The 24614-nt window shown below is 68.7% G+C and carries 29 protein-coding genes; 14 read left to right on the top strand and 15 right to left on the bottom strand.

Annotation, left to right across the window (positions count from 1 at the left end; genetic code table 11):
* Window positions 1-384: 384 nt before the first annotated feature.
* Window positions 385-1149 carry a thioesterase II family protein gene (locus AC5Y4Z_RS03665; RefSeq protein WP_499960978.1) on the bottom strand — a complete coding sequence of 255 codons (765 nt, stop codon included), beginning with the start codon at window positions 1147-1149 and terminating at the stop codon, window positions 385-387.
* Window positions 1150-1782: 633 nt separating this feature from the next.
* Between AC5Y4Z_RS03665 and AC5Y4Z_RS03660 the strand changes: the two genes are divergently transcribed.
* The 3 genes from AC5Y4Z_RS03660 to AC5Y4Z_RS03650 are packed head-to-tail and all read left to right on the top strand — an operon-like array spanning window position 1783 to window position 5383.
* Entirely contained in the window at window positions 1783-3084 is a 1302-nt protein-coding gene (locus AC5Y4Z_RS03660; RefSeq protein WP_499960977.1) for a hypothetical protein, read from the top strand.
* Between the two features lie 52 nt (window positions 3085-3136).
* Window positions 3137-4495: a cytochrome P450 gene (locus AC5Y4Z_RS03655; protein WP_499960976.1), complete on the top strand. Its 1359-nt coding sequence runs from the start codon at window positions 3137-3139 to the stop codon at window positions 4493-4495.
* A 24-nt stretch (window positions 4496-4519) separates the two neighbouring features.
* On the top strand, window positions 4520-5383 hold the full coding sequence (locus AC5Y4Z_RS03650) for an alpha/beta fold hydrolase (RefSeq protein ID WP_499960975.1): 864 nt from the start codon (window positions 4520-4522) through the stop codon (window positions 5381-5383).
* Between the two features lie 134 nt (window positions 5384-5517).
* On the opposite strand, the gene gnd is transcribed toward AC5Y4Z_RS03650, so the two are convergent.
* Window positions 5518-6540: a phosphogluconate dehydrogenase (NAD(+)-dependent, decarboxylating) gene (gnd, locus tag AC5Y4Z_RS03645; RefSeq protein ID WP_499960974.1), complete on the bottom strand. Its 1023-nt coding sequence runs from the start codon at window positions 6538-6540 to the stop codon at window positions 5518-5520.
* A gap of 14 nt (window positions 6541-6554) precedes the next feature.
* On the bottom strand, window positions 6555-7964 hold the full coding sequence (locus tag AC5Y4Z_RS03640; protein WP_499960973.1) for a glucose-6-phosphate dehydrogenase: 1410 nt from the start codon (window positions 7962-7964) through the stop codon (window positions 6555-6557).
* 121 nt (window positions 7965-8085) lie between these two features.
* Here AC5Y4Z_RS03640 and AC5Y4Z_RS03635 point away from each other — a divergent pair, with 121 nt between their 5' ends.
* Complete coding sequence (locus tag AC5Y4Z_RS03635) at window positions 8086-8916, top strand: adenylate/guanylate cyclase domain-containing protein (RefSeq protein WP_499961786.1); 831 nt, start codon at window positions 8086-8088, stop codon at window positions 8914-8916.
* On the opposite strand, the gene AC5Y4Z_RS03630 is transcribed toward AC5Y4Z_RS03635, so the two are convergent.
* The gene (locus AC5Y4Z_RS03630) at window positions 8871-9044 is read right to left on the bottom strand and encodes a hypothetical protein (protein ID WP_499960972.1); all 174 of its coding nucleotides are present in this window, start codon (window positions 9042-9044) and stop codon (window positions 8871-8873) included. The genes AC5Y4Z_RS03635 and AC5Y4Z_RS03630 overlap by 46 nt on opposite strands.
* A 27-nt stretch (window positions 9045-9071) precedes the next feature.
* On the opposite strand from AC5Y4Z_RS03630, the gene AC5Y4Z_RS03625 reads away from it, so the two are divergent.
* Complete coding sequence (locus tag AC5Y4Z_RS03625) at window positions 9072-9755, top strand: guanylate cyclase (protein ID WP_499960971.1); 684 nt, start codon at window positions 9072-9074, stop codon at window positions 9753-9755.
* Here the strand turns inward: AC5Y4Z_RS03625 and AC5Y4Z_RS03620 are convergent.
* The 7 genes from AC5Y4Z_RS03620 to AC5Y4Z_RS03590 all read right to left on the bottom strand — a co-directional run bounded on the left by AC5Y4Z_RS03620 (window position 9752) and on the right by AC5Y4Z_RS03590 (window position 12895).
* Window positions 9752-10075, bottom strand: coding sequence for a putative quinol monooxygenase (locus AC5Y4Z_RS03620; RefSeq protein ID WP_499960970.1), 324 nt, complete (start codon window positions 10073-10075; stop codon window positions 9752-9754). The genes AC5Y4Z_RS03625 and AC5Y4Z_RS03620 overlap by 4 nt on opposite strands.
* A gap of 188 nt (window positions 10076-10263) precedes the next feature.
* Window positions 10264-10902 (bottom strand): peptidoglycan endopeptidase, encoded by a 639-nt coding sequence (locus AC5Y4Z_RS03615; RefSeq protein ID WP_499960969.1) that lies wholly within the window; start codon window positions 10900-10902, stop codon window positions 10264-10266.
* Between the two features lie 99 nt (window positions 10903-11001).
* Window positions 11002-11400: a VOC family protein gene (locus tag AC5Y4Z_RS03610; RefSeq protein ID WP_499960968.1), complete on the bottom strand. Its 399-nt coding sequence runs from the start codon at window positions 11398-11400 to the stop codon at window positions 11002-11004.
* A gap of 40 nt (window positions 11401-11440) precedes the next feature.
* Window positions 11441-11719 (bottom strand): hypothetical protein, encoded by a 279-nt coding sequence (locus AC5Y4Z_RS03605; RefSeq protein ID WP_499961784.1) that lies wholly within the window; start codon window positions 11717-11719, stop codon window positions 11441-11443.
* A gap of 120 nt (window positions 11720-11839) precedes the next feature.
* Entirely contained in the window at window positions 11840-12190 is a 351-nt protein-coding gene (locus tag AC5Y4Z_RS03600; RefSeq protein WP_499960967.1) for an Mtp family mycobacterial-type pilin, read from the bottom strand.
* Between the two features lie 44 nt (window positions 12191-12234).
* The gene (locus tag AC5Y4Z_RS03595; protein WP_499960966.1) at window positions 12235-12648 is read right to left on the bottom strand and encodes a type II toxin-antitoxin system VapC family toxin; all 414 of its coding nucleotides are present in this window, start codon (window positions 12646-12648) and stop codon (window positions 12235-12237) included.
* On the bottom strand, window positions 12641-12895 hold the full coding sequence (locus AC5Y4Z_RS03590; protein WP_499960965.1) for a type II toxin-antitoxin system Phd/YefM family antitoxin: 255 nt from the start codon (window positions 12893-12895) through the stop codon (window positions 12641-12643). Before AC5Y4Z_RS03590 ends, AC5Y4Z_RS03595 begins: the two co-directional genes overlap by 8 nt.
* Before the next feature lie 73 nt (window positions 12896-12968).
* Here AC5Y4Z_RS03590 and AC5Y4Z_RS03585 point away from each other — a divergent pair, with 73 nt between their 5' ends.
* Both AC5Y4Z_RS03585 and AC5Y4Z_RS03580 read left to right on the top strand, forming a co-directional pair.
* Window positions 12969-13442 (top strand): class I SAM-dependent methyltransferase, encoded by a 474-nt coding sequence (locus AC5Y4Z_RS03585; RefSeq protein WP_499960964.1) that lies wholly within the window; start codon window positions 12969-12971, stop codon window positions 13440-13442.
* A gap of 206 nt (window positions 13443-13648) precedes the next feature.
* Window positions 13649-14074 (top strand): VOC family protein, encoded by a 426-nt coding sequence (locus tag AC5Y4Z_RS03580; protein ID WP_499960963.1) that lies wholly within the window; start codon window positions 13649-13651, stop codon window positions 14072-14074.
* A 5-nt stretch (window positions 14075-14079) separates the two neighbouring features.
* Here AC5Y4Z_RS03580 and ychF read toward each other — a convergent pair whose 3' ends face one another.
* Window positions 14080-15153 (bottom strand): redox-regulated ATPase YchF, encoded by a 1074-nt coding sequence (ychF, locus tag AC5Y4Z_RS03575; protein ID WP_499960962.1) that lies wholly within the window; start codon window positions 15151-15153, stop codon window positions 14080-14082.
* Window positions 15154-15250: 97 nt separating this feature from the next.
* Here ychF and AC5Y4Z_RS03570 point away from each other — a divergent pair, with 97 nt between their 5' ends.
* Window positions 15251-16312, top strand: a complete 1062-nt coding sequence (locus AC5Y4Z_RS03570) for a DUF6542 domain-containing protein (protein WP_499960961.1) — start codon at window positions 15251-15253, stop codon at window positions 16310-16312.
* On the opposite strand, the gene AC5Y4Z_RS03565 is transcribed toward AC5Y4Z_RS03570, so the two are convergent.
* Window positions 16309-17307 (bottom strand): 4-hydroxy-3-methylbut-2-enyl diphosphate reductase, encoded by a 999-nt coding sequence (locus tag AC5Y4Z_RS03565; RefSeq protein WP_499960960.1) that lies wholly within the window; start codon window positions 17305-17307, stop codon window positions 16309-16311. The two genes, AC5Y4Z_RS03570 and AC5Y4Z_RS03565, sit on opposite strands and share 4 nt — an antisense overlap.
* A 58-nt stretch (window positions 17308-17365) precedes the next feature.
* Between AC5Y4Z_RS03565 and AC5Y4Z_RS03560 the strand changes: the two genes are divergently transcribed.
* The 4 genes from AC5Y4Z_RS03560 to AC5Y4Z_RS03545 all read left to right on the top strand — a co-directional run bounded on the left by AC5Y4Z_RS03560 (window position 17366) and on the right by AC5Y4Z_RS03545 (window position 20586).
* Complete coding sequence (locus AC5Y4Z_RS03560) at window positions 17366-17956, top strand: lipid droplet-associated protein (protein WP_499960959.1); 591 nt, start codon at window positions 17366-17368, stop codon at window positions 17954-17956.
* Window positions 17953-19188 (top strand): exodeoxyribonuclease VII large subunit, encoded by a 1236-nt coding sequence (gene xseA, locus AC5Y4Z_RS03555; protein WP_499960958.1) that lies wholly within the window; start codon window positions 17953-17955, stop codon window positions 19186-19188. The genes AC5Y4Z_RS03560 and xseA overlap by 4 nt, the downstream gene beginning before the upstream one ends.
* On the top strand, window positions 19178-19414 hold the full coding sequence (locus tag AC5Y4Z_RS03550) for an exodeoxyribonuclease VII small subunit (protein ID WP_499960957.1): 237 nt from the start codon (window positions 19178-19180) through the stop codon (window positions 19412-19414). The genes xseA and AC5Y4Z_RS03550 overlap by 11 nt, the downstream gene beginning before the upstream one ends.
* A gap of 74 nt (window positions 19415-19488) precedes the next feature.
* Window positions 19489-20586 carry a 3-beta-hydroxysteroid dehydrogenase gene (locus AC5Y4Z_RS03545; RefSeq protein WP_499960956.1) on the top strand — a complete coding sequence of 366 codons (1098 nt, stop codon included), beginning with the start codon at window positions 19489-19491 and terminating at the stop codon, window positions 20584-20586.
* On the opposite strand, the gene AC5Y4Z_RS03540 is transcribed toward AC5Y4Z_RS03545, so the two are convergent.
* Both AC5Y4Z_RS03540 and AC5Y4Z_RS03535 read right to left on the bottom strand, forming a co-directional pair.
* Window positions 20579-21376 carry a dienelactone hydrolase family protein gene (locus AC5Y4Z_RS03540; RefSeq protein WP_499960955.1) on the bottom strand — a complete coding sequence of 266 codons (798 nt, stop codon included), beginning with the start codon at window positions 21374-21376 and terminating at the stop codon, window positions 20579-20581. The two genes, AC5Y4Z_RS03545 and AC5Y4Z_RS03540, sit on opposite strands and share 8 nt — an antisense overlap.
* An 11-nt stretch (window positions 21377-21387) precedes the next feature.
* Window positions 21388-22071 (bottom strand): DUF4245 domain-containing protein, encoded by a 684-nt coding sequence (locus AC5Y4Z_RS03535; RefSeq protein WP_499960954.1) that lies wholly within the window; start codon window positions 22069-22071, stop codon window positions 21388-21390.
* 80 nt (window positions 22072-22151) lie between these two features.
* Between AC5Y4Z_RS03535 and glpX the strand changes: the two genes are divergently transcribed.
* Both glpX and AC5Y4Z_RS03525 read left to right on the top strand, forming a co-directional pair.
* Window positions 22152-23180, top strand: coding sequence for a class II fructose-bisphosphatase (glpX, locus tag AC5Y4Z_RS03530; RefSeq protein ID WP_499960953.1), 1029 nt, complete (start codon window positions 22152-22154; stop codon window positions 23178-23180).
* Between the two features lie 30 nt (window positions 23181-23210).
* Window positions 23211-24614, top strand: a complete 1404-nt coding sequence (locus AC5Y4Z_RS03525) for a class II fumarate hydratase (RefSeq protein WP_499960952.1) — start codon at window positions 23211-23213, stop codon at window positions 24612-24614.

Here is a 24614-nt window from a genome sequence, read left to right as displayed (position 1 = left end):
CCCGAATCAGATACCGGCACGGGATGTGTGCCGTCACAACGCACCGCGTCATCACGATGACTCCTCCGAGAATCCCCCGAAGCTCCACCCACGAAAGGTTCGGAGATGTGTTGTTTTTTAACTGACCGGCGCATTGGCTTTACACGCCGACGACGTCACGCGCTGAGGAGCGGAACGAGATCAGCGGTCGCCCTCCTGCGCGCTTCGCATGGTCTACCCGTAGCTGTCGACCACAAACACAACGACGGCGATTTCTCAGGTTTACGCCGAGACATGGCTCACAACGGGGCCGAACGTTAAAGCCTTCTGCCCACGGGTGTTTGGTGTCGCTTTACGGCGACGTCAAACCGCCAGTGAACGGGCGAAGCGACGGCCGCAGCCGGGTCAGACCTCCGTGATGACCCGGTTGCCGACGGTGTTGATGTGGTCGTCGAGGTAGAAATGGCCACCGTCGAAGAACGACAGGGCGAACGCGCCCTTGGTGTGCTTGGCCCACCGGCGCAAGGATCCGGCGTCGACGCGGCGATCATGCCTGCCGGCGACGGCGTGGATATCGGCACGGATGCGGACGCCGTCGCTGCAGTCATAGCGGTTGAGCGCCTCGTAGTCGCAACGCGCCGCGTTGACCAGCAGCTCGGCGAACTCTTCGTCGGCCAGCAGCCGCGGGTCGGTTCCGCCGAGATCGGCCAGGTCGGCCAGCAGCTCGTCGTCGCTGGTAGGGAGCTCGGCCAGGCTGGCCACGCTGGACGGAACCGGCCCGGCCGACACCCACAGCTTTCGCACCGCGACCCCGCGCTGCTCGGCGATGCGAGCGAACTCGAAGGCGACCACCGCACCCATGCTGTGCCCGAACAGCCGCAGCGGCGCGGCCTCGCGCCACGGTCCCGACTCGAACAGCCCGTAGGCCAGGTCGTGCACGGTTTCCGGCGCCGGGTGATCGAGCCGCTCGGCCCGCTGGGGATACTGCACGACAAAGGTGTCCCCGCCGGCGGCCAGCTTTCTCGCCAGCTTCCGGTAGCTCGCGGCGGCCGCGCCCGCGTGGGGGAACACCACGATGCCGCCCCGGTACGGTTCTCGGCCGGGACCGGGCAGGTGTTTGATCCAGGGGGCGAACGTCGTTGACACATGAGCCCTTTCGTCGGTGGTCATCTTGTCTCGCCTTCCTTTCGAACGCTTGACCGGGCGGACCGTCCCTTGGGCCGGCGCGGTGCGCTACGGAATCGACCGGCGCGGACGGTTGGCGGCCGGCTCGGCACGACCATGTGTGCCGGTCGCGAAAATGCGCGCCTTGGCATCATCTCCAGGCTACCCCTCACCAGCGAGTACGAGGGCGCCCGAAAGTCGTTGACAGGCCCGGCGTTTCGGGCGGGCAGTCCCCCGGCTCGGCAGCCGTCGGCGGCTGATGCACGCTTTTCGGCGGCGTTAATTAGCCGGCGGTCCGGGCACTTTGGCGTTGTCGATCGCCGGATGACCATCCCTCGGGTCAGCCACATAAATCCCCAGATACCCACGCTGTCAGCCGTTAATCGGCGGGCTCCGGTGAACCCCGACACGCGCCGGGGGGTTGCCAGAAGTTTCCGTACACTTGGCGGAAACAGGGCCTGACCGCGTAACAAACGGCGGTGGCCGTCGTGCCCAGCACTCCACCCCGCAATGATCGGAGGCTGACCAATGCAACTCCACACGCGGCCGAGACGAGTGCGCTCGCGACGGAACGCATCCGACGGTGAGGTGCAGCCCGACAACCAGCTGTCGTTCATGGACCAAGCCATGTTTCAGACTATGCGCGCTCTCGACCGCAATGCGATCGTCCAGTGCGTGTGGATCTACGAGCACCCCGTGCGTCTTGAGGGGCTCAAGCGTTTCCACCACAACCTGGGCTACGGCTTGCTGGGACGCCGCATCGAGCGTTCGCCGCTGCCGTTCGCCCGCGATCGGTGGGTCCGGGATCGATGGCCGACGGACATCGATGTCGCCGGGCCCGCGCGTGAACGCGCCGAACTCGGTGACTGGCTGGACGAACGCGCCCAACTACCGGTCGATCCCGAGCGCGGGCCGGGTTGGCACCTCGGGGTCCTTCCCTTGACGGACGGCTCGACCGCGGTGACCTTGGTGGCTTCCCACTGCCTGATCGACGGCCTCGGCATCGGCCAGGCCGTCGCCGAGGCGGCCGGCGGCAATACGCGCGAACTGGGCTACCCCCCGCCCTCGTCGCGCACGCGGCGGCGAGCGTTGGTTCAGGACGCGCGCCAAACGATGCGGGGTGTTCCCGCGGTCGCGCGGGCGATCGTCGCGGCGGCAAAAGCGGCGCGCCGTCCCGGCCCGGACGCGCCGCCGGCCGGCCCATCGCAACCTCCCGCCGTCCGGGGCGCCGGCGGCGATGAGCGAGTCCTGGTACCGACCATCGCGGTCCACATCGACAAGGACGACTGGGACGCGCGGGCGCAGGCCCTCGGCGGATCCAGCCACCACCTGGTGGCCGGGTTCGCCGCGAAACTCGGTGAGCGGCTGGGGCGCCGACGTCCCGCTGACGGAGCGGTCGTCTTGCAGGTCCCCCTCAGCGACCGCTCCGAGAACGACACCCGCGCCAACACGCTGTCGTATGTGAGCATCATCGTCGACCCGGCGCGGGTGACGGCCGACCTGGCGGATGCGCGTGCCGCGGCCAAACGCACGTTCGAGACCGTACGGAACGCGCCCGAGCAGGCGTCACCGATGCTTCCCCTCGCCCCGCTGGTGACGTTCACCCCCAAGCGGGTGCTGAAGCGGGTGACCGAGGCCGCGTTCGCGTTCGACGATCTGCCGGTCGCGAATTCCAGCATGGGCGACATCGCCCCCATGGCGGCCCGCCCCGACGGCACGGAGGCCGAATGCGTGTTCGGGCGGGGGGGAATCCAAGGCGTCAAGCGCCGCGACCTCGAGCGGGCGCACGGCGAACTTGCCCTGTGGTGTCTGCGGATCGGCGGCAAGATGTGCATCACCGTCGGCGCCTACCGGACCGACGGAAAAAACTCCAAGCCCGAATTGCGCGACGTCGTGGCAAAAACCCTGGAAGAGTTCGAACTCACCGGGGTGATCGAGTAAGCCCGTACGCCCCCACCGTTTTACGCATATTCCGTTGGGTAAACCCGCAGACGTGCCAGCCTCCGTTGAATCGGCGGTGAACTTACCGCCGGGACCCCCACGAATTATCCCCAAGGCGCTGCAGGGCATCGCCTTCTTTGCGGCGCGACGGTGGACCACCGAGCGACTCGCCCGGCGGTACGGCGGCGCGTTCCGCCTCGATGTCCCGGTGTTCGGCCGGCTTGTGGTGGTGGTCGACCCGAAGCTGGCCAAACAGGTCTACACCAGCGGAATCCACGATCTCGGTGCCATACAGCCCAATTTGAGCCGGCTCCTGGGTTCGGGCTCGGTGTTCGGCCTCGACGGCGCCGACCACCGGGAGCGGCGCAAGCTGCTGGCGCAGCCTTTCCACGCCAACAACATGAAGAACTACGAGCAAATCGTCGAGGAAGAAACCCTCCGCGAAATCCGCGACTGGCCCGAGGGCGAGGGATTCGCCACGCTGGCGCCGATGAAACGCATCACGCTCAACGTCATCTTGCGCGCGGTATTCGGGGCCCGCGGCGATGACTTCGAAGACCTCAGGCGGATCATCCCGCCGTGGGCCAAGCTGGGCTCGCTGCTGGCCACGCTGCCCATGCCGACCCGAACCTATGGTCGCTACACCCCGTGGGGACGGCTGGCCGAGTGGCGGCGCCAGTACGACGTCGTCATCGACAGGATGATCGACAAAGCCGGCGAGACCCGGGAATCGGCGGAGAAAACCGACATCCTGTCGCTGCTGTTGCGCAGCGCGTACGACGACGGGTCGGCCATGTCGCGGAAGGACGTCCGCGACGACCTGCTCACCCTCCTGGTCGCCGGACACGAAACCACCGCGACGACGCTCGCCTGGGTGTTCGAACGGCTGAGCCGCCACCCCGAGGTGCTTTCGGCGCTGGTCGAAGAGGCCGACAACCCCGCTCGGGACGAGACCGAGTTACGCCACGCCGCGATCTACGAGGTGCAACGCACCAGGTCGGTCATCGACTTCTCCGGGCGCCGGGTGCGGGCTCCGGTGTTCGAGCTCGGCGAGTATGCCCTCCCGGAGGGCTGCTCCATCGTCGTCAGCATTTCCAAATGCCATGCCGACGGCCAGGCGTTCCCCGAGCCCGATCACTTCGACCCGCAGCGCTACATCGACGGCAAGCCGTCGCCGTTCGCGTGGATCCCGTTCGGCGGGGGGACCCGGCGTTGTGCGGGGGCGGCGTTCGCCAAGATGGAGATGAACGTGGTGCTGCGAACCATATTGCGCCACTTGACCATCGAGCCCGCCACCACGCCCCCCGAGAAGATCAAAGCGGGCGGGCTGGGTTCCCTCCCGAAAGACGGCGGACGTATCGCGGTGCACCGACGCCGGCACCAGGTCGTCGACCCGCGCAAAACTGCTTAAGCGCCCTATGTAACGTCAGAACGCGTGAGCGTCGTGAGCAGCAGCCCCCAGACGGTCGAATTCGCCGGCCACAAGGGGATCACCCTCGTCGCCGACGAATGGAACCGCGGCGCCGACACGACGCGGCGGCCGTCCGTCCTGATGCTGCACGGCGGCGGGCAGAACCGATTCTCCTGGAAAAACACCGGTCAGATCCTGGCCGACGAGGGGCTGCACGTCGTCGCGTTGGACAGCCGCGGGCACGGCGACAGCGATCGCGCGCCCGCCGCCGACTACGCCGTGGAGACGCTGACCGCCGACGTCCTGCGCGTCATCGATGCGATCGACCGGCCGGTGATGATCATCGGGGCGAGCATGGGCGGCCTGACCGGCATCCTGGCCGCCCACCGGGCCGGGCCGGCGAAGGTGACCCGGCTGGTTCTCGTCGACGTGGTGCCCCGCTTCGAGAAGGGCGGCAGCGCCCGCATCCGCGACTTCATGATCAGCGGCCTGGACGGGTTCGACTCGCTGGACGAGGCCGCCGACGCCGTGGCCGCCTACCTGCCGTACCGCAAGAAGCCGCGCAGCCCCGAGGGGCTGAAGAAGAACCTGCGCCTGCGCGACGGCCGCTGGTACTGGCACTGGGATCCGGCGTTCATGACCAAACCCGGCGACGACCCCGAGCTGCGGACCGAGAAATTCGAGCAGGCGGCCCGGAGCCTGACGATCCCGGTGCTGTTGATCCGCGGCAAGCTGTCCGACGTCGTCAGCCCCGAGGGCGTGCGGCATTTTCTGGCGACGGTGCCCAACGCGGAGTTCGTGGAGCTGTCCAACGCGGGGCATACCGCCGCCGGCGACGACAACGACGCCTTCAGCGACACCGTGGTCGCCTTCGTCAAGCGCACCTGAGCCCCGCCCCCGCCGCCGAGCCCCGCCCCCGCCGCCGAGCCCCGCCCCCGCGGCCGAGTGTGAATTTCACGACGCGACACGCCGCCGACCCGTCGGGAGATTCACTTTCGGCGCACCGGCAGCGCGTTACGGCACTAGTTGGCCGGCTTTTCCGCGTGCCCGCCGAACTGCTTGCGCATCGCCGAGAGCGCCTTGTTGGCGAAGTCGTCGAGGTCGCGGGAGGCGAAGCGGGACTGCAGCGCGGTCGTCAGCACCGGCGAGGGCACTCCCTCGTCGATCGCGGCGATGGAGGTCCACCGGCCCTCCCCGGAATCGGAGACCCGCCCCGAAAACTCCTTCAGCTCAGGCGATTCCCGCAGCGCGCTCGCGGTCAGGTCCAGCAGCCACGAGCCGATCACGCTGCCGCGCCGCCACACCTCGGCGACGTCGGGGATGTCGAAGTCGTACTGGTAGAACTCGGGGTTCGACAGCGGCGCGGTTTCGGCGTCACCGGCCTGCACGTGCTTGCCGATGTCGGCGTTGCGCAGGATGTTCAGCCCCTCGGCGAGGGAGGCCATCATCCCGTACTCGATCCCGTTGTGCACCATCTTGACGAAGTGCCCCGCCCCGGACGGCCCGCAATGCAGATACCCCTGCTCCGATTGCGCGACCTCGCCGTCGCGGCCGGGTGTGCGCGGGGCCGCGTCCACGCCGGGCGCGACGGTGGCGAAGATCGGCTCGGCGTGCTCGAACGCGTCCGTGTCCCCGCCGACCATCAGGCAATAGCCGCGCTCGCGGCCCCATACGCCGCCGCTGGTGCCGCAGTCGAGTAACCGAATGCCCTTCTCGGACAGCGTCTTTGCGTGGCTGATGTCGTCGCGATAGTAGGAATTGCCGCCGTCGATCACGATGTCCCCGGAGTCCAGGGTCTTGGCCAGCTCCTCGATCACGCCGGTCGTGATCGACCCGGCGGGCACCATCACCCACACGACGCGGGGTGCGGTGAGCTTCCCGGCGAGCTCCTTCAGCGAGGACACCCCGGTCGTGTTGTCCTCGCCGGCCATCGCCTTGACGGCGTCGGGATCGTGGTCGTACACCACGCATTCGTGTCCGCCCTTGGCCACCCGTCGAACGATGTTGGCGCCCATGCGGCCCAGGCCGATCATCCCCAGCTGCATCGTGTTTCGTCTCCTTACTTGCTCGCCGGTGTGCTCTTGGGTAACCACGGCTCCTGCCATTTGTGGTGACCGTGCAGCAGCGACTCCGCTGCCTCGGGACCCCAGGAGCCCTGGTCGTAGTGATGGATCCGGCCCGGCTTGTCCAGCAGCGGCTGCACGATCCGCCACGTCTCCTCGATGGCGTCCTCGCGGGCGAAAAGCTGGCGATCGCCGGTCAACCCTGCGTACAGCAGCCGCTCGTAGGGCCGCACCGCCTCGCCGAGGTCTTCGGCGAACGACGAATCCAGGTGCACGTCGTGCCACGAGTTGCCGACCTGGGCGGACAGCTGCAGGCGCATCCCCGGGTCGGGGTCGATGCGCAGCACGATCTGGTTCGGTTCCGGCGGCCGCCGGTTGGGCAGGAAGGAAAACCCGGGGACGTGGTGCAGGAACATCCGGACCTCGGTGACCTTCTCCGGCAGCGCCTTGCCCGCCCGCAGGAAGACGGGCACGCCGGCCCAGCGCCAGTTGTCGATCTCGGTCCGCAGCGCGATGTAGGTCTCGGTCTTGGAATCCTTGGCGACGCCGTCGACGTCGGTGTAGCCGCGGTACTGGCCGCGCACGCAGCGCTCGGGGTCCAGCGCCGGCATGGCCCGAAACACCTCGGCCTTCTTGTCGTTGAGGTCGTCGGCGCCGGGCCCGACGGGCGGGTCCATCGCGACCAACGCCAGCACCTGCAGCAGGTGGTTCTGCACCACGTCGCGCAGCGCCCCCACCGCGTCGTAGAACTTGCCGCGGTCCTCGATCCCGAAGTCCTCGGCCATGGTGACGTGGATTTCGGAGATGCTGTCGCGGTCCCACAGCTTCGCCAGGCCCCGGTTGGCGAAGCGCAGGTATTGCAGCTCCTCGACGGGTTGTTTGCCCAGAAAGTGGTCCACGCGCAGGATCTGTTCCTCGTCGAGCACCGCGCGCAGCCGCGCGTTCAGGTCGCGCGCGGACTCCAGGTCGTGGCCGAACGGCTTCTCCACCGCGACGCGGGCGCGCTCCAGCAGGTCGGCCTTCGCGAGGTTTTCGACGATCGGCGCGAACAGCGACGGCGGCATCTCCAGGTAGTACAGGGGCCGGGCGTCCTTGGGGATCTGCTTGGCGAGCTGTTGGTAGAGCTTGTCGTCGGTGACGTCGCCGTGCAGGTACGACAGCCGGTCGGCGAGCCGGTCGAACACCTTGGCGTCGAACTTCTCCCCCGACGCCTTGATCGCCTCGTTCGCCCGCTCGACCAGCTGCTCGACGGTCATGTCGTCGCTGGCCACGCCGATGATCGGGCAGTCCAGCATTTCCTTGCGCTCGAGCCGGTACAGGGCGCGGTAGGTCATCTTGCGCGCCAGGTCGCCGGTGATGCCGAAGATCACCAGCAGGTTCGAAGATTCCTCGCCGCCGTCGGTCAAGCCCGCACCTCCCGAAATTCACCCAATTGGCTCTGGAGAATCACTACCCGCGGCGGCCGGACTCAACACTAGACATCGCACATAGGCCCGACAAGGCGCGGCGATCGTCGGCTTTGGCAGGATTCCTGGCGTGGGTGACGTGCTGCATCTCGCGGTCTATGTCCTGGTGGGGATCGCCGCGCTCGAGGCCGTCGCGATCGCGGTGCTCTCGGTGCTGCTGGCGCGCGCCCGCCGGGAGGCCGAGGAGTTGCGGCAGCGGGCCGACGCCCGCAACCAGTTGCTGTCGGGCGGGCGCGAGGCCGTCAAGAGGGTGTGGAACACCGCCAACCTGATGCGCAAGGAGGGTTTCAGCGCGGTGGTGCGCAGCTCGATCGAGGACCTCGCCGACTGGGCCGAGGTCGAGCGTCCGGATCTCGCCCGCGTCACCCCCGACGGCCGGGTGGTGATCCTGTTCTCCGACATCGAGGAGTCCACCGCGCTCAACGAGCGGATCGGCGACCGCGCCTGGGTCAAGCTGATCAGCTCGCACGACAAGCTCATCTCGGGCCTGGTGAAGCAACGGTCGGGGCACGTCGTCAAAAGCCAGGGCGACGGCTACATGATCGCGTTCGCGCGCGCCGAAGAGGCGGTGCGCTGCGGCGTGGACGTCCAGCGCGCGTTGGGCAGCAACGGAAAACGCAAGCGGCACGACGACATTCGCGTTCGGATCGGCATCCACATGGGTCGCTCGGTGCGACGCGGCGACGACCTGTTCGGGCGCAACGTCGCGATGGCGGCCCGGGTCGCCGCGCAGGCCGTCGGCGGGCAGATCCTGGTGAGCGAGTCGGTGCGCGACGCAGTCGCCGACTGTGACGACATTCGATTCGACGAGGGCCGTGACGTCGAGCTGAAAGGCTTTTCGGGCAGCTACCGTTTGTTCGCCGTGTCGGCGTCGGATTCGGCCAGCCGCTGATGAAGCCGGGCGCGGACCTCATCGGCGGTGTAGGACTTGCGCTTCCGCTGATCGCGGGCGACCAGCACTCCCCCCGCGACGACGCCCGCGACGCCGGCCAGCCCCAGCCACTTCCAAACGCTGCGCATGGCTGACAGGCTATTACCGAGGCCCACATGCTGACACTGGACCAAGCGCTGGACGAGACCCGCACCGGCGACCTGTGGCTGTTCCGCGGCCGCTCCCGGCCCGACCGCGCGATCCAGACGTTGACCAACGCCCCGGTGAACCACGTCGGGATGACCGTGGCGATCGACGACCTGCCGCCGCTGATCTGGCACGCCGAACTGGGCGACAAGCTCGTCGACGTCTGGTCCGGCACCAACCACCGCGGCGTGCAGCTCAACGACCTGCGCCAGGCCGTCCTGCAGTGGACCGACCGCTACCAGCAGCGGTGCTGGCTGCGCCAGTTGACGCCGTATGCCACCCGGGAACAGGAGAACGCGCTGCTGCGGGTCATTGCTCGGATGGACGGCACCGCGTTCCCGACGACGGCCCGGCTCACCGGCCGCTGGTTCCGCGGCCGGTTGCCGACCGTCAACGACTGGATACGGGGAATCCCGTTGGTGGACAAAAAGGTTCGCGAACAGACGCAGCGTCGCAAGGCCGAGCACCGCAGGATGGGCCTGGAGACGGCGTACTGCGCGGAGACGGTGGCGATCACCTATGAGGAGATGGGATTGCTCGTCACCGACAAGGACGCGAATTGGTTCGACCCGGGCAGGTTCTGGAGCGGCGACACGCTCCCGCTGGCGCCGGGCTACCGGTTGGGCGAGGAGATCGCGGTGACGGTCGGTTAGCCGACCGACATCTCCCCCATCTCCGACCAGCCGGCGGCGTCGATCGTCTGGCTGATGATCTTGGGCGTCGACGCCAGCGCCTGGGGCAGTTCCTGCATGGCCCGCTGGAAGTGCTCGCTGTTGACGTGGACGCCGCCGGCGTCCCCGTCACGGAAGGCCTCGACCAGGACGTACTCGGCCGGGTTGTCCAGGCTGCGCGACCACTCGAACCACAGGTTGCCTTCCTCGGCGCGGGTGGCGGCGGTGAACGGCGCCACCAGCTCCGGCCAGCGCTCAGTCCACTCGGGTTTGGTCTCGAACTTGACGACGATGAAGATCATGAGCCGATTGTGCACCCCTCCCGCAGCAAAGTTTGCCCAGGCGTCTTCGTTGACGCCTGGGCAAACTTCGCTATTGGACTCGCGCCCATTGGCGTGACGCATGCCACACATCGGGCTAAATCCGGGTCATTTCACACGATCGGCGAAATTGAATTCGGACCGAACCGATACGAACGCAATTCAATTTGTTACGGGTTCGCAATTCCGGGGTCGCCGGGCGGGGGCGCGTCGGGTGCCGGCGGGGGCGGCGGGGCGTCGGGCGCCGGCGGCGCGGGAGCAGGGGCGTCGACCAGCACGGCCGGCGCTGGCGGCGGCGCGTCGGGCGGCGGCGGCGGGGCATCCGGCGGCGGCGGGGGCAGCGCGTCCGGCGGTGGCGGCGGCGCGTCCGCGGGCGGCGGCGGGGCGTCGAAAGGCGGCGGCAGCGCGCCGTCGGGCGGAATCGGCAGGAACATGTGGTGGGTGAATCCGGCCTGGTAGGCGCCCGCGCCACCGATGTGCACGCCGCCGTGCTCGCCGCTCGAGACGGGCGTGCCGTCGGGCAGGGTGACGGCCGTGTGCCCGCCGTTCCAGCCGATCACCACCGCGTTGGGGGCGGTCCCGTACTGGAAGCCCCGCGCCAACAACGCGGCCTCCTCGTTTCCGGTGTTGAACCTGTCGCCGAAGACCGGCCTGTCGGCCGCCGCGTTGGCGACCCACGAGGCGAGCCCGGAGCAATCGGTCCCGGCCGGAGAATCTCCGCCCGCGATATAGGGCGTCCCCGAGACCTGATTGATGAGCGACATCAATGTGGCAAGAACAAACACGAGCAGGCACGCTAGCAATAGCATTCATTGATAATCAAAATTTGTGGCCGGCGTCACTTACGAATTAAACAATGGCGTGCGCCGCATATGCAGCAAATCGATGCCGGCGAATTCCTTGTGCCGTCAAACTCCGAACTTGGCCCGCGCCGCGTCGGTGACCGGGGTGAACAGGTTGACGAGGTTCCCGTCCGGATCCCGGAACAGCAGTGCGCGGTTGCCCCACGGCATGGTCGTCGGCGGCGTCACGACCTCGGCGACGCGGTCGCGCAGCCGCTCGTATTCCGCGTCGACGTCTTCGACGATGAACTCCACGATCGCGCTGCGGTTGGCCGCCGGCTCGGCGGATCCCTCGCCGAACAGCGGCACGGTCTTGTCGCTGCCGATCGCCAGCGTGCCCACCGAGGTCGGAATCTCGGCGAAGAGCTCGTTGCCCCATACCGCGGGGACTTCGGTGACCATCTCGTAGAAGGCGACGAGCCGCGTGACGTCGGCGGTGATGATGCGTGTCGAAATGAATTTCATGGCAGGCATGCTAAGAACCCCCACCGACACGATCGCGCGTTTAGTCGTAGTCCGTGCGTCCTTCGGTTTCGGCCATCTCGCGCTCGATGCCGGCCTGCTCCCGGCGGGCGCGCTCCCGGACGCGATCGGCCCGTTCGTCGGCGCGGCGCATGCGCTCGCGTTCCCGGTCCGCGGCCGTCCCCTCGCGTTTGTCCGCGAGCCGTTCCCGCTCGTCGGCCAGCCGCTCGCGTTCATCGGCAAGCCGCTCGCGCTCGTCGGCGATTCGATCTCTTCGCGCCGCGAACAACTCGCGCCTTCTGACCTCAGCCTCGCGCTGCATCAGGGACGCCGCACGCGCGTCGAGCTCGTCGGCCGTGAGTTCAAGCGCACGGGCACGGTCCTCAGCGACCACAATTCACCCTAGCGCGGCGACATATCGGCCCAGGCCGACGGCGTCCGGTCAGATCGAAGTCCAGATTCCGTTGTTGAAGAATCCCCAACTACCGACCGTCGGGTTCCACATCAGGTGGGCCTGGGGCGCCCACGACGGGGGCGGCGGCTGCGGCGGCGCCCACGGCGGCGGGGGTCCCCAGGGGCCCCAGCCGGCCAGAGCGCCCGGCGGGGCGGGTGGCTGCCAGTCGTGGCACTGGTTCCAGTCCCAGTTGTAGTTGGTGCCCCAGGACGGATCCCACTGTTGGCCCGGACACCAGTGGGCGGCCTGGGCCGAAGGGGCGAAAGCCAGTGCGAGAGCGGCCGAAGCTAACCCGCCGACCAGCATGCTGATAGACCGCCGAACCCACACAGTCGCCATGCACCAAGCCTTTCCCCCCGACCGAATCCAGACAAGTAGTGATTTCAGTTCGACGAAACCTCGACAACCTCCACCATGCCTGCGAGCCCGGCGAAATCAGCGCCGTTGCGAGTGATCAACGGCAGCCCCTCGGCAAGCGCTGTTGCCGCGATCAACAGATCGGCGAGCCTTCGGCGCGGTCGACGCCCGGCGGTGCGCACTGCCGCATAGACACGGCCATAGGCGCGTGCCGCCTCCACGCCGAAGGGCAGCGGATCGAACGCCGCTTCCGCCCGCTGCAATCGGTCCTGGCGGCGCCCCCGTTCGTCGACGTCGTCGGTGGCGGCCGGGCCGGCGGCCAGTTCCGCCATGGTCACCGCTGAAATGGCTACTTGGAGGGGAAGTTGGTCGGGCTGCAACTTCTCCAGGTCAATGACGACCGAGGTGTCCAACAGCCCCAGCGGCAATCGGTCAGGCACGCGGCTCGATGCCCTGGTCGACCGTGACGCTCAAATCGTCCCGGAGCCGAGTCCAATCGACCGAAGGTGCGCCGCGGAAGATCTCCACCACCGCCGTAGCGTCGACAAACCGCCGACGCCGCAACGGTCGAAGCTCACCAACCGGCTCCGACCGTCGCGCAATGATGAACGAGCGCCCCTCGTCGAGGCCGCGCATGATGCGACCGCTGTCGTTGCGCAACTCGCGCTGGCTTATTTGCTCAGCCATCACCCAATCGTAGCACCACGTGCTACATCGCGCCTACGGCGGACGGGGCGAGCATCCTCGTAGCCTCTGCACAATGACGGAAGCCGCTGTCAGGCGCCGCTACGCCGAGATCGCCGACGTCTACATCCGGAGATTCGGGGCCGTGGAACACGTCGATCCTGACGGCCTCGAATTTCTCCGGCGCAATCTGGGTCGCTGCGACGGTGCGGTCCTCGATGCCGGTTGTGGGCCCGGCCACCTCACGGCCTACTTGGCCGACCTCGGGCTGACCGCGAGCGGTATCGACCTGGTACCGGAATTCATCGCCAGCGCCCGTTCGACCTGGCCCAGGGTCGATTTCGCGGTCGGTTCGGTGCAGAGGCTGGACGTGCCCGACAATGCCCTAGCCGGAATCCTCGCTTGGTACTCGTTGATCCACTGCGCGCCAGTCGAACTCGCGGACGTCCTCACCGAATTCCACCGGACGATGTCCCCAGGTGGAACGCTCGTCGTGGGGTTCTTCGAGGGCAGTGGAGTCGCCGCCAGCCTGCGCACCAACCAGCGATAGATCACCGTGCAAGCGTATGCCGAAAGGCGTTCCCGCGATGGGCAATCCGCGCTGAGCAGTCGACTAGCACGCGCCTCCAAGCCATTGACTCTGCGTCCATGGCGCGAAAGTGCGAGAGCCCGCCGCCATAGCCGCAGAGTCAACGAGCAAGGCAGGCTACGCTTCGCTAGTTGCGACCGACACACGGCCGCAAGAGGGGACGGCCCATGCCCGAACTCAAAGGCTGGTCGCACATCGACCTGACCGTGACAGATTGCGATCGGTCGGTGAAATGGTGGGAAGACGTCCTGGGGTTCGTCAGCGTAAGTAGTTCGCGCGGCGACACTTTCGAGACACGATCCATGATTCACCCATCGGGCGTCGTGGTGACGCTGATGCGCCACGACGACCTGGTGGGCGACACGCGCTTCGACGAAAGGCGCATCGGCCTGGATCAACTTGCGTTCGAAGTGGCGGACGAGGAGTTGCAGCGGTGGGTCGAGCATCTGGACACCAAAGGGGTGGCGCATTCGGGCATCGTCGACATCGGCTGGGGCCCTACGGTGACTTTTCGCGACCCGGACAACATTCAACTCGAGTTCTTCGTCCATCCGATCGCCGTCGACGAACCGGACATCAACACGACGCCGTAGCGCGCCTACACGTTGAAGCGGAACTCCACGACGTCGCCGTCGGCCATCACGTAGTCCTTGCCCTCCATGCGGACCTTGCCGGCGGCCTTGGCGGCCGCCATCGACCCGGCGGCGATCAGGTCGTCATAGGACACGATCTCGGCCTTGATGAAGCCCTTCTCGAAGTCGCTGTGGATCACCCCGGCGGCCTTGGGCGCGGTGTCGCCCTGGTGAATCACCCACGCCCGCGCCTCTTTCGGGCCCGCCGTCAGATACGTCTGCAACTTCAAAGTGTGAAAACCCGCGCGGGCGAGCGCGTCGAGGCCGCGCTCGGTCTGCCCGATCGATTCCAGCAGCTCGGCGGCCGACTCGTCGTCGAGCTCGATCAGCTCGGATTCGATGGCGGCGTCCAAGAACACGGCGTCGGCGGGCGCCACGAGCTGGCGCAGCTCGGCGACGCGTCCCGCATCGGTGAGCACGGCCTCGTCGGCGTTGAAGACGTACAGAAACGGTTTGGTGGTAAGGAGATTCAGCTCGCGCAGCAACGAGACGTCGGCGCCCGCGCCGAAGAGCGTCTTGCCGCCGTCCAGCACCGCCTGGGCGGCAACCGCCGCGTCATACACCGGCCGGCGCTCCTTGTTGGTGCGGGCCTCCTTCTCCAGGCGGCCCACCGCGCGCTCGAGGGTCTGCAGGTCGGCCAGGATGAGCTCGGTCTCGACGACCTCGATGTCGGATTTGGGATCCACCTGCCCGGCGACGTGGGTCACGTCGTTGTCGGAGAACACCCGCACCACCTGGCAGATGGCGTCGCACTCGCGGATGTGGGCCAGGAACTTGTTGCCCAGCCCGGCGCCCTCGGAGGCGCCCTGGACCAGGCCGGCGATGTCGACGAACGTGACGGGCGCGGGCACGACGCGCTCGGATCCGAACATCTCCGCCAGCTTGTCCAGCCGCGGGTCGGGCAGCGATACCACGCCCTCGTTCGGCTCGATCGTCGCGAACGGATAGTTGGCCGCCACCACGTTGTTCCGGGTCAGCGCGTTGAACAGCGTCGACTTGCCGACGTTCGGCAGGCCCACGATTCCCAGGCTCAGGCTCACGGGGACCCAAGTCTAGAACTCGCGGCGGTCAAGGCACGCCCGCGGTCTCTACGAGGTCTTTACGGGCGTTTGGCCGCATTCCCGGTACGGTCTACATGTGTCAGCAGAGCGGGCAAGATCGGCGGTCGAGGTTGGCCACCGCTCGGTCCACCCCAACATCCCGGGCGTGCCGTGGTACGCAGCCCTGCTTTTGGCCGTGACCGCGACCGCGATCGGCTACGGGATCGACGCCGGCCATAAGGAGCTCACCCACGTCTTCGCCGGCTTCTATATTGCGGGCTGCGTGGCCGCGGTGCTGGCCGTGCGGCAGGACGGCGTGTTCACCGCGATCATCCAGCCGCCGCTGATCCTGTTCTGCGCCGTGCCGGGGGCCTACTGGATGTTCCACGGCCGCAAGATCGGCAACCTGAAGGACCTGCTGATCAACTGCGGCTACCCGCTCATCGAGCGGTTCCCGCTGATGCTGGGCACCGCCGGCGGCGTGCTGCTGATCGGGCTGGTGCGCTGGTATTTCGGGGTGTCACAGCGCGCGGCGGTCGCGGCCGACGCCGCCGACGACGCGGGGACGAGCGGCAAGCCGTCCTTCGTCGGCGCGGTCGCGGCGAAACTGAATTCGCTGCTCGGTTTTTCGTCGGGAGGAGACGACCCCGACGAGGCGCCCTCCACCACGAAGCGGACGCGCACCACCGAGCGCTCCCCCAAATCCGGTTCCCGGACCGCGCGCAACGGCCGGTCCGCCGCGCGCACCAGCCGAACCCACACGCGGCGTGCGCGGCCACCGCTGGACGACGAGCCGCCGCGGCGGCGCCGCCAGCCGCCCGGCGACTACGACGAGCCGCCGCCGCGCCGCCGCCCGCGGCCGCAGGGTGACCCCGACCTGCGCCAGCCGCGCGAAAGGCGCGAGCCGCGCACCCGCCGCAACCCGTACGACCGGCCCTACGACGGGCCCCCGCCGCGAAGCAGCCGCTTCGACAGCTACGAGGCGCCCTATGAAGCGCCCCACGCGCCCCGGCGCCGCCGCGCCACCAGCTCGAACGGCTCCGGCACCACACACCACCCGATCTCGCAGGTCCGCTACCGCGGATCGGGTCCCTCGGACGAGCCCCGGACCCGCGCGCCGCGCGGCTTCCCGGCCGAGTCCTGGGAGTACGAGGGCTAGCGAGCCGATCGGATCTCGCGGGGCAGCGCGAACACCAGGGTCTCCTGGGCCGTCGTCACCGGCTGCACCACGTCGAAACCGCATTCCGCCAGCCGCTCGAGCACGCCGCGCACCAGGACCTCCGGGACCGAAGCCCCCGAGGTGACGCCCACCGTCGTGACCCCCTGAAGCCACGCCGGGTCGATGTCGTCGGCCCAGTCGACAAGGTGCGCGGCCGCGGCCCCGCCGCCCAGCGCCACCTCGACCAGCCGCACCGAATTCGACGAGTTGCGCGAGCCGACCACGATGACCAGCTCACACTCGGGCGCCATCGCCTTCACCGCGACCTGGCGGTTCTGCGTCGCATAGCAGATGTCGTCGCTGGGCGGGTCCTGCAGCTTGGGGAAGCGCTGCCGCAGCCGCTCGACGATCTCCATCGTCTCGTCGACCGACAGCGTGGTCTGCGACAGCCAGACCACCTTGTTCTCGTCGCGGACCGTCACGTTGTCGACGGCGGCGATCCCGTCGACCAGCTGCACGTGCTCGGGCGCCTCCCCGGAGGTGCCGATGACCTCCTCGTGCCCCTCGTGGCCGATCAGCAGGATGTCGTAGTCGTTGCGCGCGAAACGCCTGGCCTCGTTGTGCACCTTGGTCACCAACGGGCAGGTGGCGTCGATGGTGTGCAGGTTGCGCTCGGCCGCCGCCGCGTACACGGTCGGCGCGACGCCGTGCGCGGAGAACACCACGATGGCCCCCTCGGGCACCTCGTCGGTCTCCTCCACGAACACCGCGCCGGCCTTTTCCAGGGTGTCGACGACGTGGCGGTTGTGCACGATCTCGTGGCGCACGTAGACGGGGGCGCCGTGCTTTTCCAGGGCGCGCTCCACCGTTTCGACGGCCCGGTCCACACCCGCGCAGTAGCCACGCGGCTCGGCCAAGAGCACACGCTTGCGTGTCGGGTCGGTGGCTACTGATCTTGATGCGCCGGGAATTCCCATGTCGAAAGTCGGCGGCATGACACTCAGGGTACCGACCGGCTTGGAGTTAGCCGCCGGTTGAGGCAGTCTGGGACGCATGGCTTCTGCACCGTACGGAGTTCGGCTGCTGGTCGGCGCGGCGACAGTCGCTGTCGAGGAGACGATCAAACTGCCGAAGACCATCCTGATGTACCCGATGACCCTGGCCAGCCAGGCGGCGCACATGGTGATGCGTTTTCAGCAGAACCTGGCCGAATTGGTGATCAAGGGCGACAGCACCCTGGAGTCGATCTTTCCACCCAAGGACGAGAAGCCGGAGTGGGCGACCTTCGACGAGGACCTGCCCGTCGACACGGACAACTCGGCGCCGCTGCCCGAGGGCGCAGACGGCGACCGGCGGGCCGAGGGGCGGTTCGCGCTGTACTCGGTGACCGAGGCGCACGAGGACGCCAGCGGGCTGACCAAGCCCAGGCAGTCGAAGAAGTCGGGCGGCGCGACTGCTCCGCAACCGGCGGTCGTGGCCGAACTCGACTACGCGGCGCTGACGCTGGCCCAGCTGCGGGCCCGGCTGCAGTCGCTCAGCGTCGACGAACTCGAGGCCCTGCTGGCCTACGAGCAGGCCACCAAGGCCCGCGCGCCGTTCCAGACGCTGCTCGCCAACAGGATCACCCGCGCGAACGCGAAGTGACGCAACCGAACTCCGCCGAGAACCCCTTTCCGGTGCGCGCGGTGGCGGTCCGCGTCGCGGGCTGGATCGACAAGCTGGGCACCGTGTGGGTCGAGGGGCAGCTGGCGCAGGTGACGATGCGGCCCGACTCCAAGACCGTGTTCATGGTGCTGCGTGACCCGGCCGCCGACATGTCGCTGACCGTGACGTGCTCGCGGGACCTGGTGGCCAACGCGCCGGTGAAATTGGCCGAGGGCACCCAGGTGGTGGTGTGCGGTAAGCCCACGTTCTACACCGGCCGGGGCACATTCTCGTTGCGGCTCAGCGAGATTCGCGCGGTCGGCGTCGGCGAGCTGCTGGCGCGCATCGACCGGCTGCGCCGGCTGCTGGACGCCGAAGGCCTCTTCGACCCGCGCCTGAAGCGGCCAATCCCCTTCCTGCCCAACACGATCGGACTGATCACCGGCCGGGCCAGCGCCGCCGAGCGCGACGTCGTCACGGTGGCGGGCGGGCGCTGGCCCGCGGTGCGTTTCGCGGTGCGCAACACCGCCGTGCAGGGCCCGAACGCGGTCGCGCAGATCGTCGAGGCGCTGGGATCGCTCGACCGCGACCCCGAGGTCGACGTGATCGTGCTGGCCCGCGGCGGCGGCAGCGTGGAGGACCTGCTGCCGTTCTCCGACGAGACCCTGTGCCGCGCGGTCGCGGCGTGCCGCACGCCCGTGGTCAGCGCGGTCGGGCACGAACCCGACAACCCGCTGTGCGACCTGGTCGCCGACCTGCGCGCCGCGACCCCCACCGACGCCGCGAAGCGGCTGGTGCCCGACGCCGCCGCCGAGCAGCGGCTGGTCTTTGACCTGCGCCGGCGCAGCGCGCAGGCCCTGCGCAACTGGGTGTCGCGCGAGCAACGGGCGCTGACCCAGTTGCGCAGCCGCCCGGTGCTGGCCGAGCCGCTGACGGCGCTGTCCGCCCGCGCCGAAGAGATCCACCGCGCCCGCTCGGCGGTGCGCCGCGACATCCGGCGGCTGGTCGGCGCCGAGACCGAGCGCGTCGGCCACCTGAGCGCGCGGCTGGCCACGCTGGGGCCGGCGGCCACCCTGGCCCGCGGGTACGCGGTGGTGCAGGCGGTTCCCGACGCCGGAACGCCGGCGGTGCTGCGTTCGGTCGCCGACGCGCCGGCCGGCGCCCGGCTGCGGGTGCGGGTGGCCGACGGCGCCGTCGCGGCGGTGAGCGAGGGGCCCACCGATGGCCACTGAGGACAACCAGTCGGTTACACCCATTAGTCAGCTGGGCTATGAAGCCTGCCGGGACGAGCTGATCGAAGTGGTGCGCCTGCTGGAGCAGGGCGGGCTGGACCTGGATGCGTCGCTGCAGCTCTGGGAAAGGGGCGAACAACTCGCAAAACGTTGCGAGGAGCACTTAGCTGGCGCCCGAAAGCGGGTGGAGGATGCGCTGGCGGCAGGCGAGCCCGAGGAGGGCTGACCGCAAGCCGGATAGCGAAACCTCTGCCGAAATTCCCCCTCAAAATTGGAACACGTTTTAGTTATGCTTCCCGGATGGGCGATGCATCACTGACAACCGAACTCGGCCGCGTCCTGGTCACCGGCGGCTCGGGGTTCGTCGGCGCCAACCTGGTGACCACCCTGCTCGACCGCGGATACCAGGTGCGTTCCTTCGACCGCGCCCCCTCCCCGCTTCCGGAGCACCCGCAGCTGGAGGTGCTGCAGGGAGACATCACCGAAGCGGGGGTGTGTGCCGCCGCGGTGGACGGCATCGACACCGTGTTCCACACCGCCGCGATCATCGAGCTGATGGGCGGCGCGTCGGTGACCGACGAATACCGTCAGCGCAGCTTCGCGGTCAACGTCGGCGGCACCGAGAACCTGGTGCACGCCGGGCAGGCGGCCGGGGTGAAACGGTTCGTCTACACCTCGTCCAACAGCGTGGTGATGGGCGGGCAGAACATCGCCGGCGGTGACGAGACGCTGCCCTACACCAACCGGTTCAACGACCTCTACACCGAGACCAAGGTGGTCGCGGAGCGATTCGTGTTGGCGCAGAACGGTGTTGGCGACATGCTGACATGCGCGATCCGGCCGAGCGGCATCTGGGGCCGCGGCGATCAGACGATGTTCCGCAAGCTGTTCGAAAGCGTGATCGCCGGCCACGTCAAGGTGCTGATCGGCCGCAAGTCGGCCCGGCTGGATAACTCTTACGTGCACAACCTGATTCACGGTTTCATCCTGGCGGCCCAGCACCTGGTTCCCGGCGGGACGGCCCCCGGGCAGGCGTACTTCATCAACGACGCCGAGCCGATCAACATGTTCGAGTTCGCCCGCCCGGTCATCGAGGCGTGCGGGGAGAACTGGCCGCGCGTGCGGGTCAACGGGCCCCTGGTCCGCGCCGCGATGACCGGTTGGCAGCGCATGCACTTCCGGTTCGGGATACCGGCGCCGCTGCTGGAGCCGCTGGCCGTCGAGCGGTTGTATCTGGACAACTACTTCTCGATCGACAAGGCGCGCCGCGACCTCGGCTACGAGCCGCTGTACACCACCGACAAGGCGATGTCGGAGTGCGTCTCGTACTACGTGGACCTGTTCCGCCAGATGAAAAGCCAAGCCCCGGCGGGCAAGCAGGCGGTCGGCCCTAGCTGAGCCGCTGGGTCAGGAATTCGACCACCCGTTTGCGGGCCTCGTAGGCGGGGTGGCCGTCGACCTCGCGAACCTCGTCGGTGAGCACGGAGTGCGCTCCCGTGGCGAAGCCGCCCTCGTTGCCCGGGCCCGAGTCGATTTCGATCACCTCGAACGCGTCGCCGAGGCGCTGTTTGAGCGCCGCGAACCGTTCGCGCGGCACGACGTTGTCCTCGCTGAACCGCAGGCCCATCGCGCACAGGCCGTCGTTGGCGCAGCGATCGGCGACGGCGGCCAGCTCGGGCTCGCTCAGCCCCGGGTCGGCGCGTCGCGCACGGCCCAACGGCAGCGGCACCGACGGCTGGGAAAGCACCGGGGCCAGCACGCTGTCGTCGACCGCGGCGGCCAGCGCGAAACCTCCCGTGAAGCACTGGCCGATGACGCCGACGCCCTTGCCCGGCGTCGAGGCGTTGAGGTCGCGGGCCAGCGCGCGCAAAAACAACGACACGGGCCGCTGCTTGTTGGTGGCGAACGCCGCGAATTCCCTGGCCACGCAAGCCCGCGCGATCGACGTCAGGATGTAGCCGCCCGTCTTCACCTTGCCCGGGGTGCCGAACAGCGACGGGATGGCGACGGTGAAACCGTTGTCCACCAAGTGGTTACCCAGGCCGAGCACGCCGGGATGGATGCCGGGAAGCTCGGGGATCAGCACCACCCCGGGCCCGGCGCCCTTGCGGTAGACGTCGTGGGTGTAGCCGCCGCCGGTAAACGGTGCCACCGACCATCCGGAGAGGTCTGCCTCGGGTGCGGTCACGTGCCTTCCCTTCAGCGCGCTGGGAGCGGCGGCTGCGATTGCGTCGCCGCCGCCAGCGTACGGAACTGATCGGTGCTGCCGGCACCGGTGATCGCGACCTGGGTGGCGCCGCCCGGGCCGGCCAGCCTGGTGGTCCACACCGGCTCGGCGGATGCGCCCTCACCGGAGCCGCGATAGACGATCCAGTTGGTGCCGTCGACGTCGACCGTTCCGGTCGGATAGGCCGACGCGTGGATCGAGGCGACCAGTTTGTCCTCGTCGGCGTTGCTCTGGGTCAGGCTCAGATACATGCCGGTCGGGCTGAGGTAGCCGACCGTGGAGGTCGCCGCGTGCAGCCGCTGCCCGGTCGACGGGTCGGTTCGGCCGTTCTCGATGCCGCCGCGGCCGCCGGAGTTGGGCTGCCAGCCGGCGGGCAACTGCGGCCGCCGGATGGGGAACCCGAGCGCCTGGGCGTCCGCGCGCAGGGCCGCCGCCGGGTCGTAGGAGGGCGCCACCCCCTTGTTCGTCCCGACCGGCTGGAACGAGCACATCCCGACCAGGCCGGCCAGCAGGATGCAGCCGGCGACCAGCGGGATCAGCGACCAGAACATGTCGCGACCGTCCTGCAGCAGCCGGGGCTTGGCCGGCTTCGGGGCGGGCCCGGCCGGCGGCGCCGGCGCCCCCACCTCGGCGTTCGGCTGCGGCTGGTCGGTCACCCCCCGAGTATCCCAGCCGTCCGCCGGTAGCCGCAGCCCAGCTCCAGTGGGCCGATCACCCTCTGGGACAATCAGCAACCATGACCGCCTCCCGCCGTGAAGCCCCGGATCGCAACCTGGCCCTCGAGCTGGTGCGGGTCACCGAGGCCGGCGCGATGGCCGCCGGGCGCTGGGTGGGCCGCGGGGACAAGGAAGGCGGCGACGGCGCGGCCGTCGACGCGATGCGCGAATTGGTCAACACGGTGTCGATGCGCGGGGTGGTCGTCATCGGCGAGGGCGAAAAAGACCACGCGCCGATGCTCTACAACGGCGAGGAGGTCGGCAACGGCGACGGCCCGGACTGCGACTTCGCCGTCGACCCCATCGACGGCACCACGCTGATGAGCAAGGGCATGCCCAACGCCATCTCGGTGCTGGCAGTGGCCGACCGGGGCGCGATGTTCGACCCGTCGGCGGTGTTCTACATGAACAAGATCGCCGTCGGTCCCGAGGCGGCCAACGTGCTGGACATCACCGCGCCGATCGCGGACAACATCCGCGCCGTCGCCAAGGTCAAGGCGCTGTCGGTGCGCGACATGACGGTGTGCATCCTGGACCGGCCGCGGCACGCCCAGCTGATCGAGGAGGTGCGCGCCACCGGGGCCCGGATCCGGCTGATCACCGACGGCGACGTGGCGGGCGCCATCTCGGCGTGCCGCCCGGAGTCGGGCACCGACATGCTGGCCGGCATCGGGGGCACGCCGGAGGGCATCATCGCCGCCGCCGCGATCCGCTGCATGGGCGGCGCGATCCAGGCGCAGCTGGCGCCCAAGGACGACGAGGAACGCCAGAAGGCGATCGACGCCGGCCACGACGTGGACAAGGTCCTGACCACCGAGGACCTGGTGTCCGGGGACAACGTGTTCTTCTGCGCCACCGGGGTCACCGAGGGCGACCTGCTCAAGGGCGTGCGCTACTACCCCGGCGGCTGCACCACCCAGTCGATCGTGATGCGGTCCAAGTCGGGCACCGTCCGGCTGATCGAGGCGTACCACCGGCTGTCGAAGCTCAACGAATACTCCGCCATCGATTTCACCGGCGACTCCAACGCCCAATATCCCCTGCCGTAAAACCGACGACCCTAGCGAGGACCACACCCTATGGCCGACAGCGCCGAATACCGCATCGAGCACGACACCATGGGCGAGGTCCGGGTGCCCGCAAAAGCGCTGTGGCGCGCGCAAACTCAGCGTGCCGTCGAGAACTTCCCGATCTCGGGCCGCGGCCTGGAGCGAACCCAGATCCGGGCGCTGGGCCTGCTCAAGGGCGCGTGCGCGCAGGTGAACCGCGACCTCGGGTTGCTCGCGCCGGAGAAGGCGGACGCGATCATCGCCGCCGCGGCCGAGATCGCCGACGGCCGCCACGACGACCAGTTCCCCATCGACGTCTTCCAAACCGGTTCGGGGACAAGCTCGAACATGAACACCAACGAGGTGATCGCGTCGATCGCGGCCGCCAACGGGGTCACCGTGCACCCCAACGACGACGTGAACATGTCGCAGTCGTCTAACGACACGTTCCCGACCGCCACGCACATCGCGGCCACCGAGGCCGCCGTCAAACACCTCATCCCGGCGCTGGAGGTGCTGCACGAGGCGCTGGCGGGCAAGGCCAGCGAGTGGCACACGGTGGTCAAGTCGGGGCGCACCCACCTGATGGACGCCGTCCCGGTGACGCTGGGTCAGGAATTCAGCGGGTACGCCCGCCAGGTCGAGGCCGGGATAGAAAGAGTGCGCGGGTGCCTCCCCCGGCTGGGTGAGCTGGCGATCGGCGGCACCGCGGTGGGCACCGGCCTCAACGCCCCCGACGGGTTCGGCGCCAAGGTGGTCGAGGCGCTGGTCGCGTCCACCGGGCTGAGCGAACTGCGTACGGCGGCAAATTCTTTCGAGGCGCAGGCGGCCCGCGACGGGCTGGTCGAGGCGTCGGGCGCGCTGCGCACCATCGCCGTGTCTCTGACCAAGATCGCCAACGACATCCGCTGGATGGGGTCGGGCCCGCTGACCGGCCTGGCGGAGATCCAGCTGCCGGACCTGCAGCCGGGCAGCTCGATCATGCCGGGCAAGGTGAATCCCGTTCTACCCGAGGCGGTTACCCAGGTCGCCGCGCAGGTGATCGGTAACGACGCCGCCATCGCGTGGGGCGGCGCCAACGGGGCCTTCGAGCTCAACGTGTACATCCCGATGATGGCCCGCAACATCCTCGAGTCGTTCAAGCTGCTGACCAACGTCTCCAAGCTGTTCGCCGAGCGCTGCATCGCCGGGCTGACCGCCCACGTCGAGCACCTGCGCGAGCTGGCCGAGTCGTCGCCGTCGATCGTGACGCCGCTGAACTCGGCCATCGGCTACGAGGAGGCCGCCGCGGTGGCCAAGCAGGCGCTCAAGGAGCGCAAGACCATTCGCCAGACCGTCATCGACCGCGGCCTGATCGGTGACAAGCTGTCGATCGAAGAGCTGGACCGCCGCCTCGACGTGCTGGCGATGGCCCGCGTGAAGCCCGAGGATTGA

The organism is Mycobacterium sp. NGS63 (genome assembly GCF_059812295.1).
Note: the sequence above shows the minus strand (reverse complement) of the source record. Positions and strands in the feature narration are given on the sequence as shown.

Coding starts and splice junctions, on each gene's coding strand:
- AC5Y4Z_RS03665 (WP_499960978.1), bottom strand. CDS start 1,149: ATGACCACCGACGAAAGGGCTCATGTGTCAACGACGTTCGCCCCCTGG.
- AC5Y4Z_RS03660 (WP_499960977.1), top strand. CDS start 1,783: ATGCGCGCTCTCGACCGCAATGCGATCGTCCAGTGCGTGTGGATCTAC.
- gnd (WP_499960974.1), bottom strand. CDS start 6,540: ATGCAGCTGGGGATGATCGGCCTGGGCCGCATGGGCGCCAACATCGTT.
- AC5Y4Z_RS03630 (WP_499960972.1), bottom strand. CDS start 9,044: ATGCGCAGCGTTTGGAAGTGGCTGGGGCTGGCCGGCGTCGCGGGCGTC.
- AC5Y4Z_RS03625 (WP_499960971.1), top strand. CDS start 9,072: ATGCTGACACTGGACCAAGCGCTGGACGAGACCCGCACCGGCGACCTG.
- AC5Y4Z_RS03620 (WP_499960970.1), bottom strand. CDS start 10,075: ATGATCTTCATCGTCGTCAAGTTCGAGACCAAACCCGAGTGGACTGAG.
- AC5Y4Z_RS03615 (WP_499960969.1), bottom strand. CDS start 10,902: ATGCTATTGCTAGCGTGCCTGCTCGTGTTTGTTCTTGCCACATTGATG.
- AC5Y4Z_RS03610 (WP_499960968.1), bottom strand. CDS start 11,400: ATGAAATTCATTTCGACACGCATCATCACCGCCGACGTCACGCGGCTC.
- AC5Y4Z_RS03605 (WP_499961784.1), bottom strand. CDS start 11,719: ATGCAGCGCGAGGCTGAGGTCAGAAGGCGCGAGTTGTTCGCGGCGCGA.
- AC5Y4Z_RS03600 (WP_499960967.1), bottom strand. CDS start 12,190: ATGGCGACTGTGTGGGTTCGGCGGTCTATCAGCATGCTGGTCGGCGGG.
- AC5Y4Z_RS03590 (WP_499960965.1), bottom strand. CDS start 12,895: ATGGCTGAGCAAATAAGCCAGCGCGAGTTGCGCAACGACAGCGGTCGC.
- AC5Y4Z_RS03585 (WP_499960964.1), top strand. CDS start 12,969: ATGACGGAAGCCGCTGTCAGGCGCCGCTACGCCGAGATCGCCGACGTC.
- AC5Y4Z_RS03580 (WP_499960963.1), top strand. CDS start 13,649: ATGCCCGAACTCAAAGGCTGGTCGCACATCGACCTGACCGTGACAGAT.
- AC5Y4Z_RS03565 (WP_499960960.1), bottom strand. CDS start 17,307: ATGCCGCCGACTTTCGACATGGGAATTCCCGGCGCATCAAGATCAGTA.
- AC5Y4Z_RS03560 (WP_499960959.1), top strand. CDS start 17,366: ATGGCTTCTGCACCGTACGGAGTTCGGCTGCTGGTCGGCGCGGCGACA.
- AC5Y4Z_RS03550 (WP_499960957.1), top strand. CDS start 19,178: ATGGCCACTGAGGACAACCAGTCGGTTACACCCATTAGTCAGCTGGGC.
- AC5Y4Z_RS03545 (WP_499960956.1), top strand. CDS start 19,489: ATGGGCGATGCATCACTGACAACCGAACTCGGCCGCGTCCTGGTCACC.
- glpX (WP_499960953.1), top strand. CDS start 22,152: ATGACCGCCTCCCGCCGTGAAGCCCCGGATCGCAACCTGGCCCTCGAG.
- AC5Y4Z_RS03525 (WP_499960952.1), top strand. CDS start 23,211: ATGGCCGACAGCGCCGAATACCGCATCGAGCACGACACCATGGGCGAG.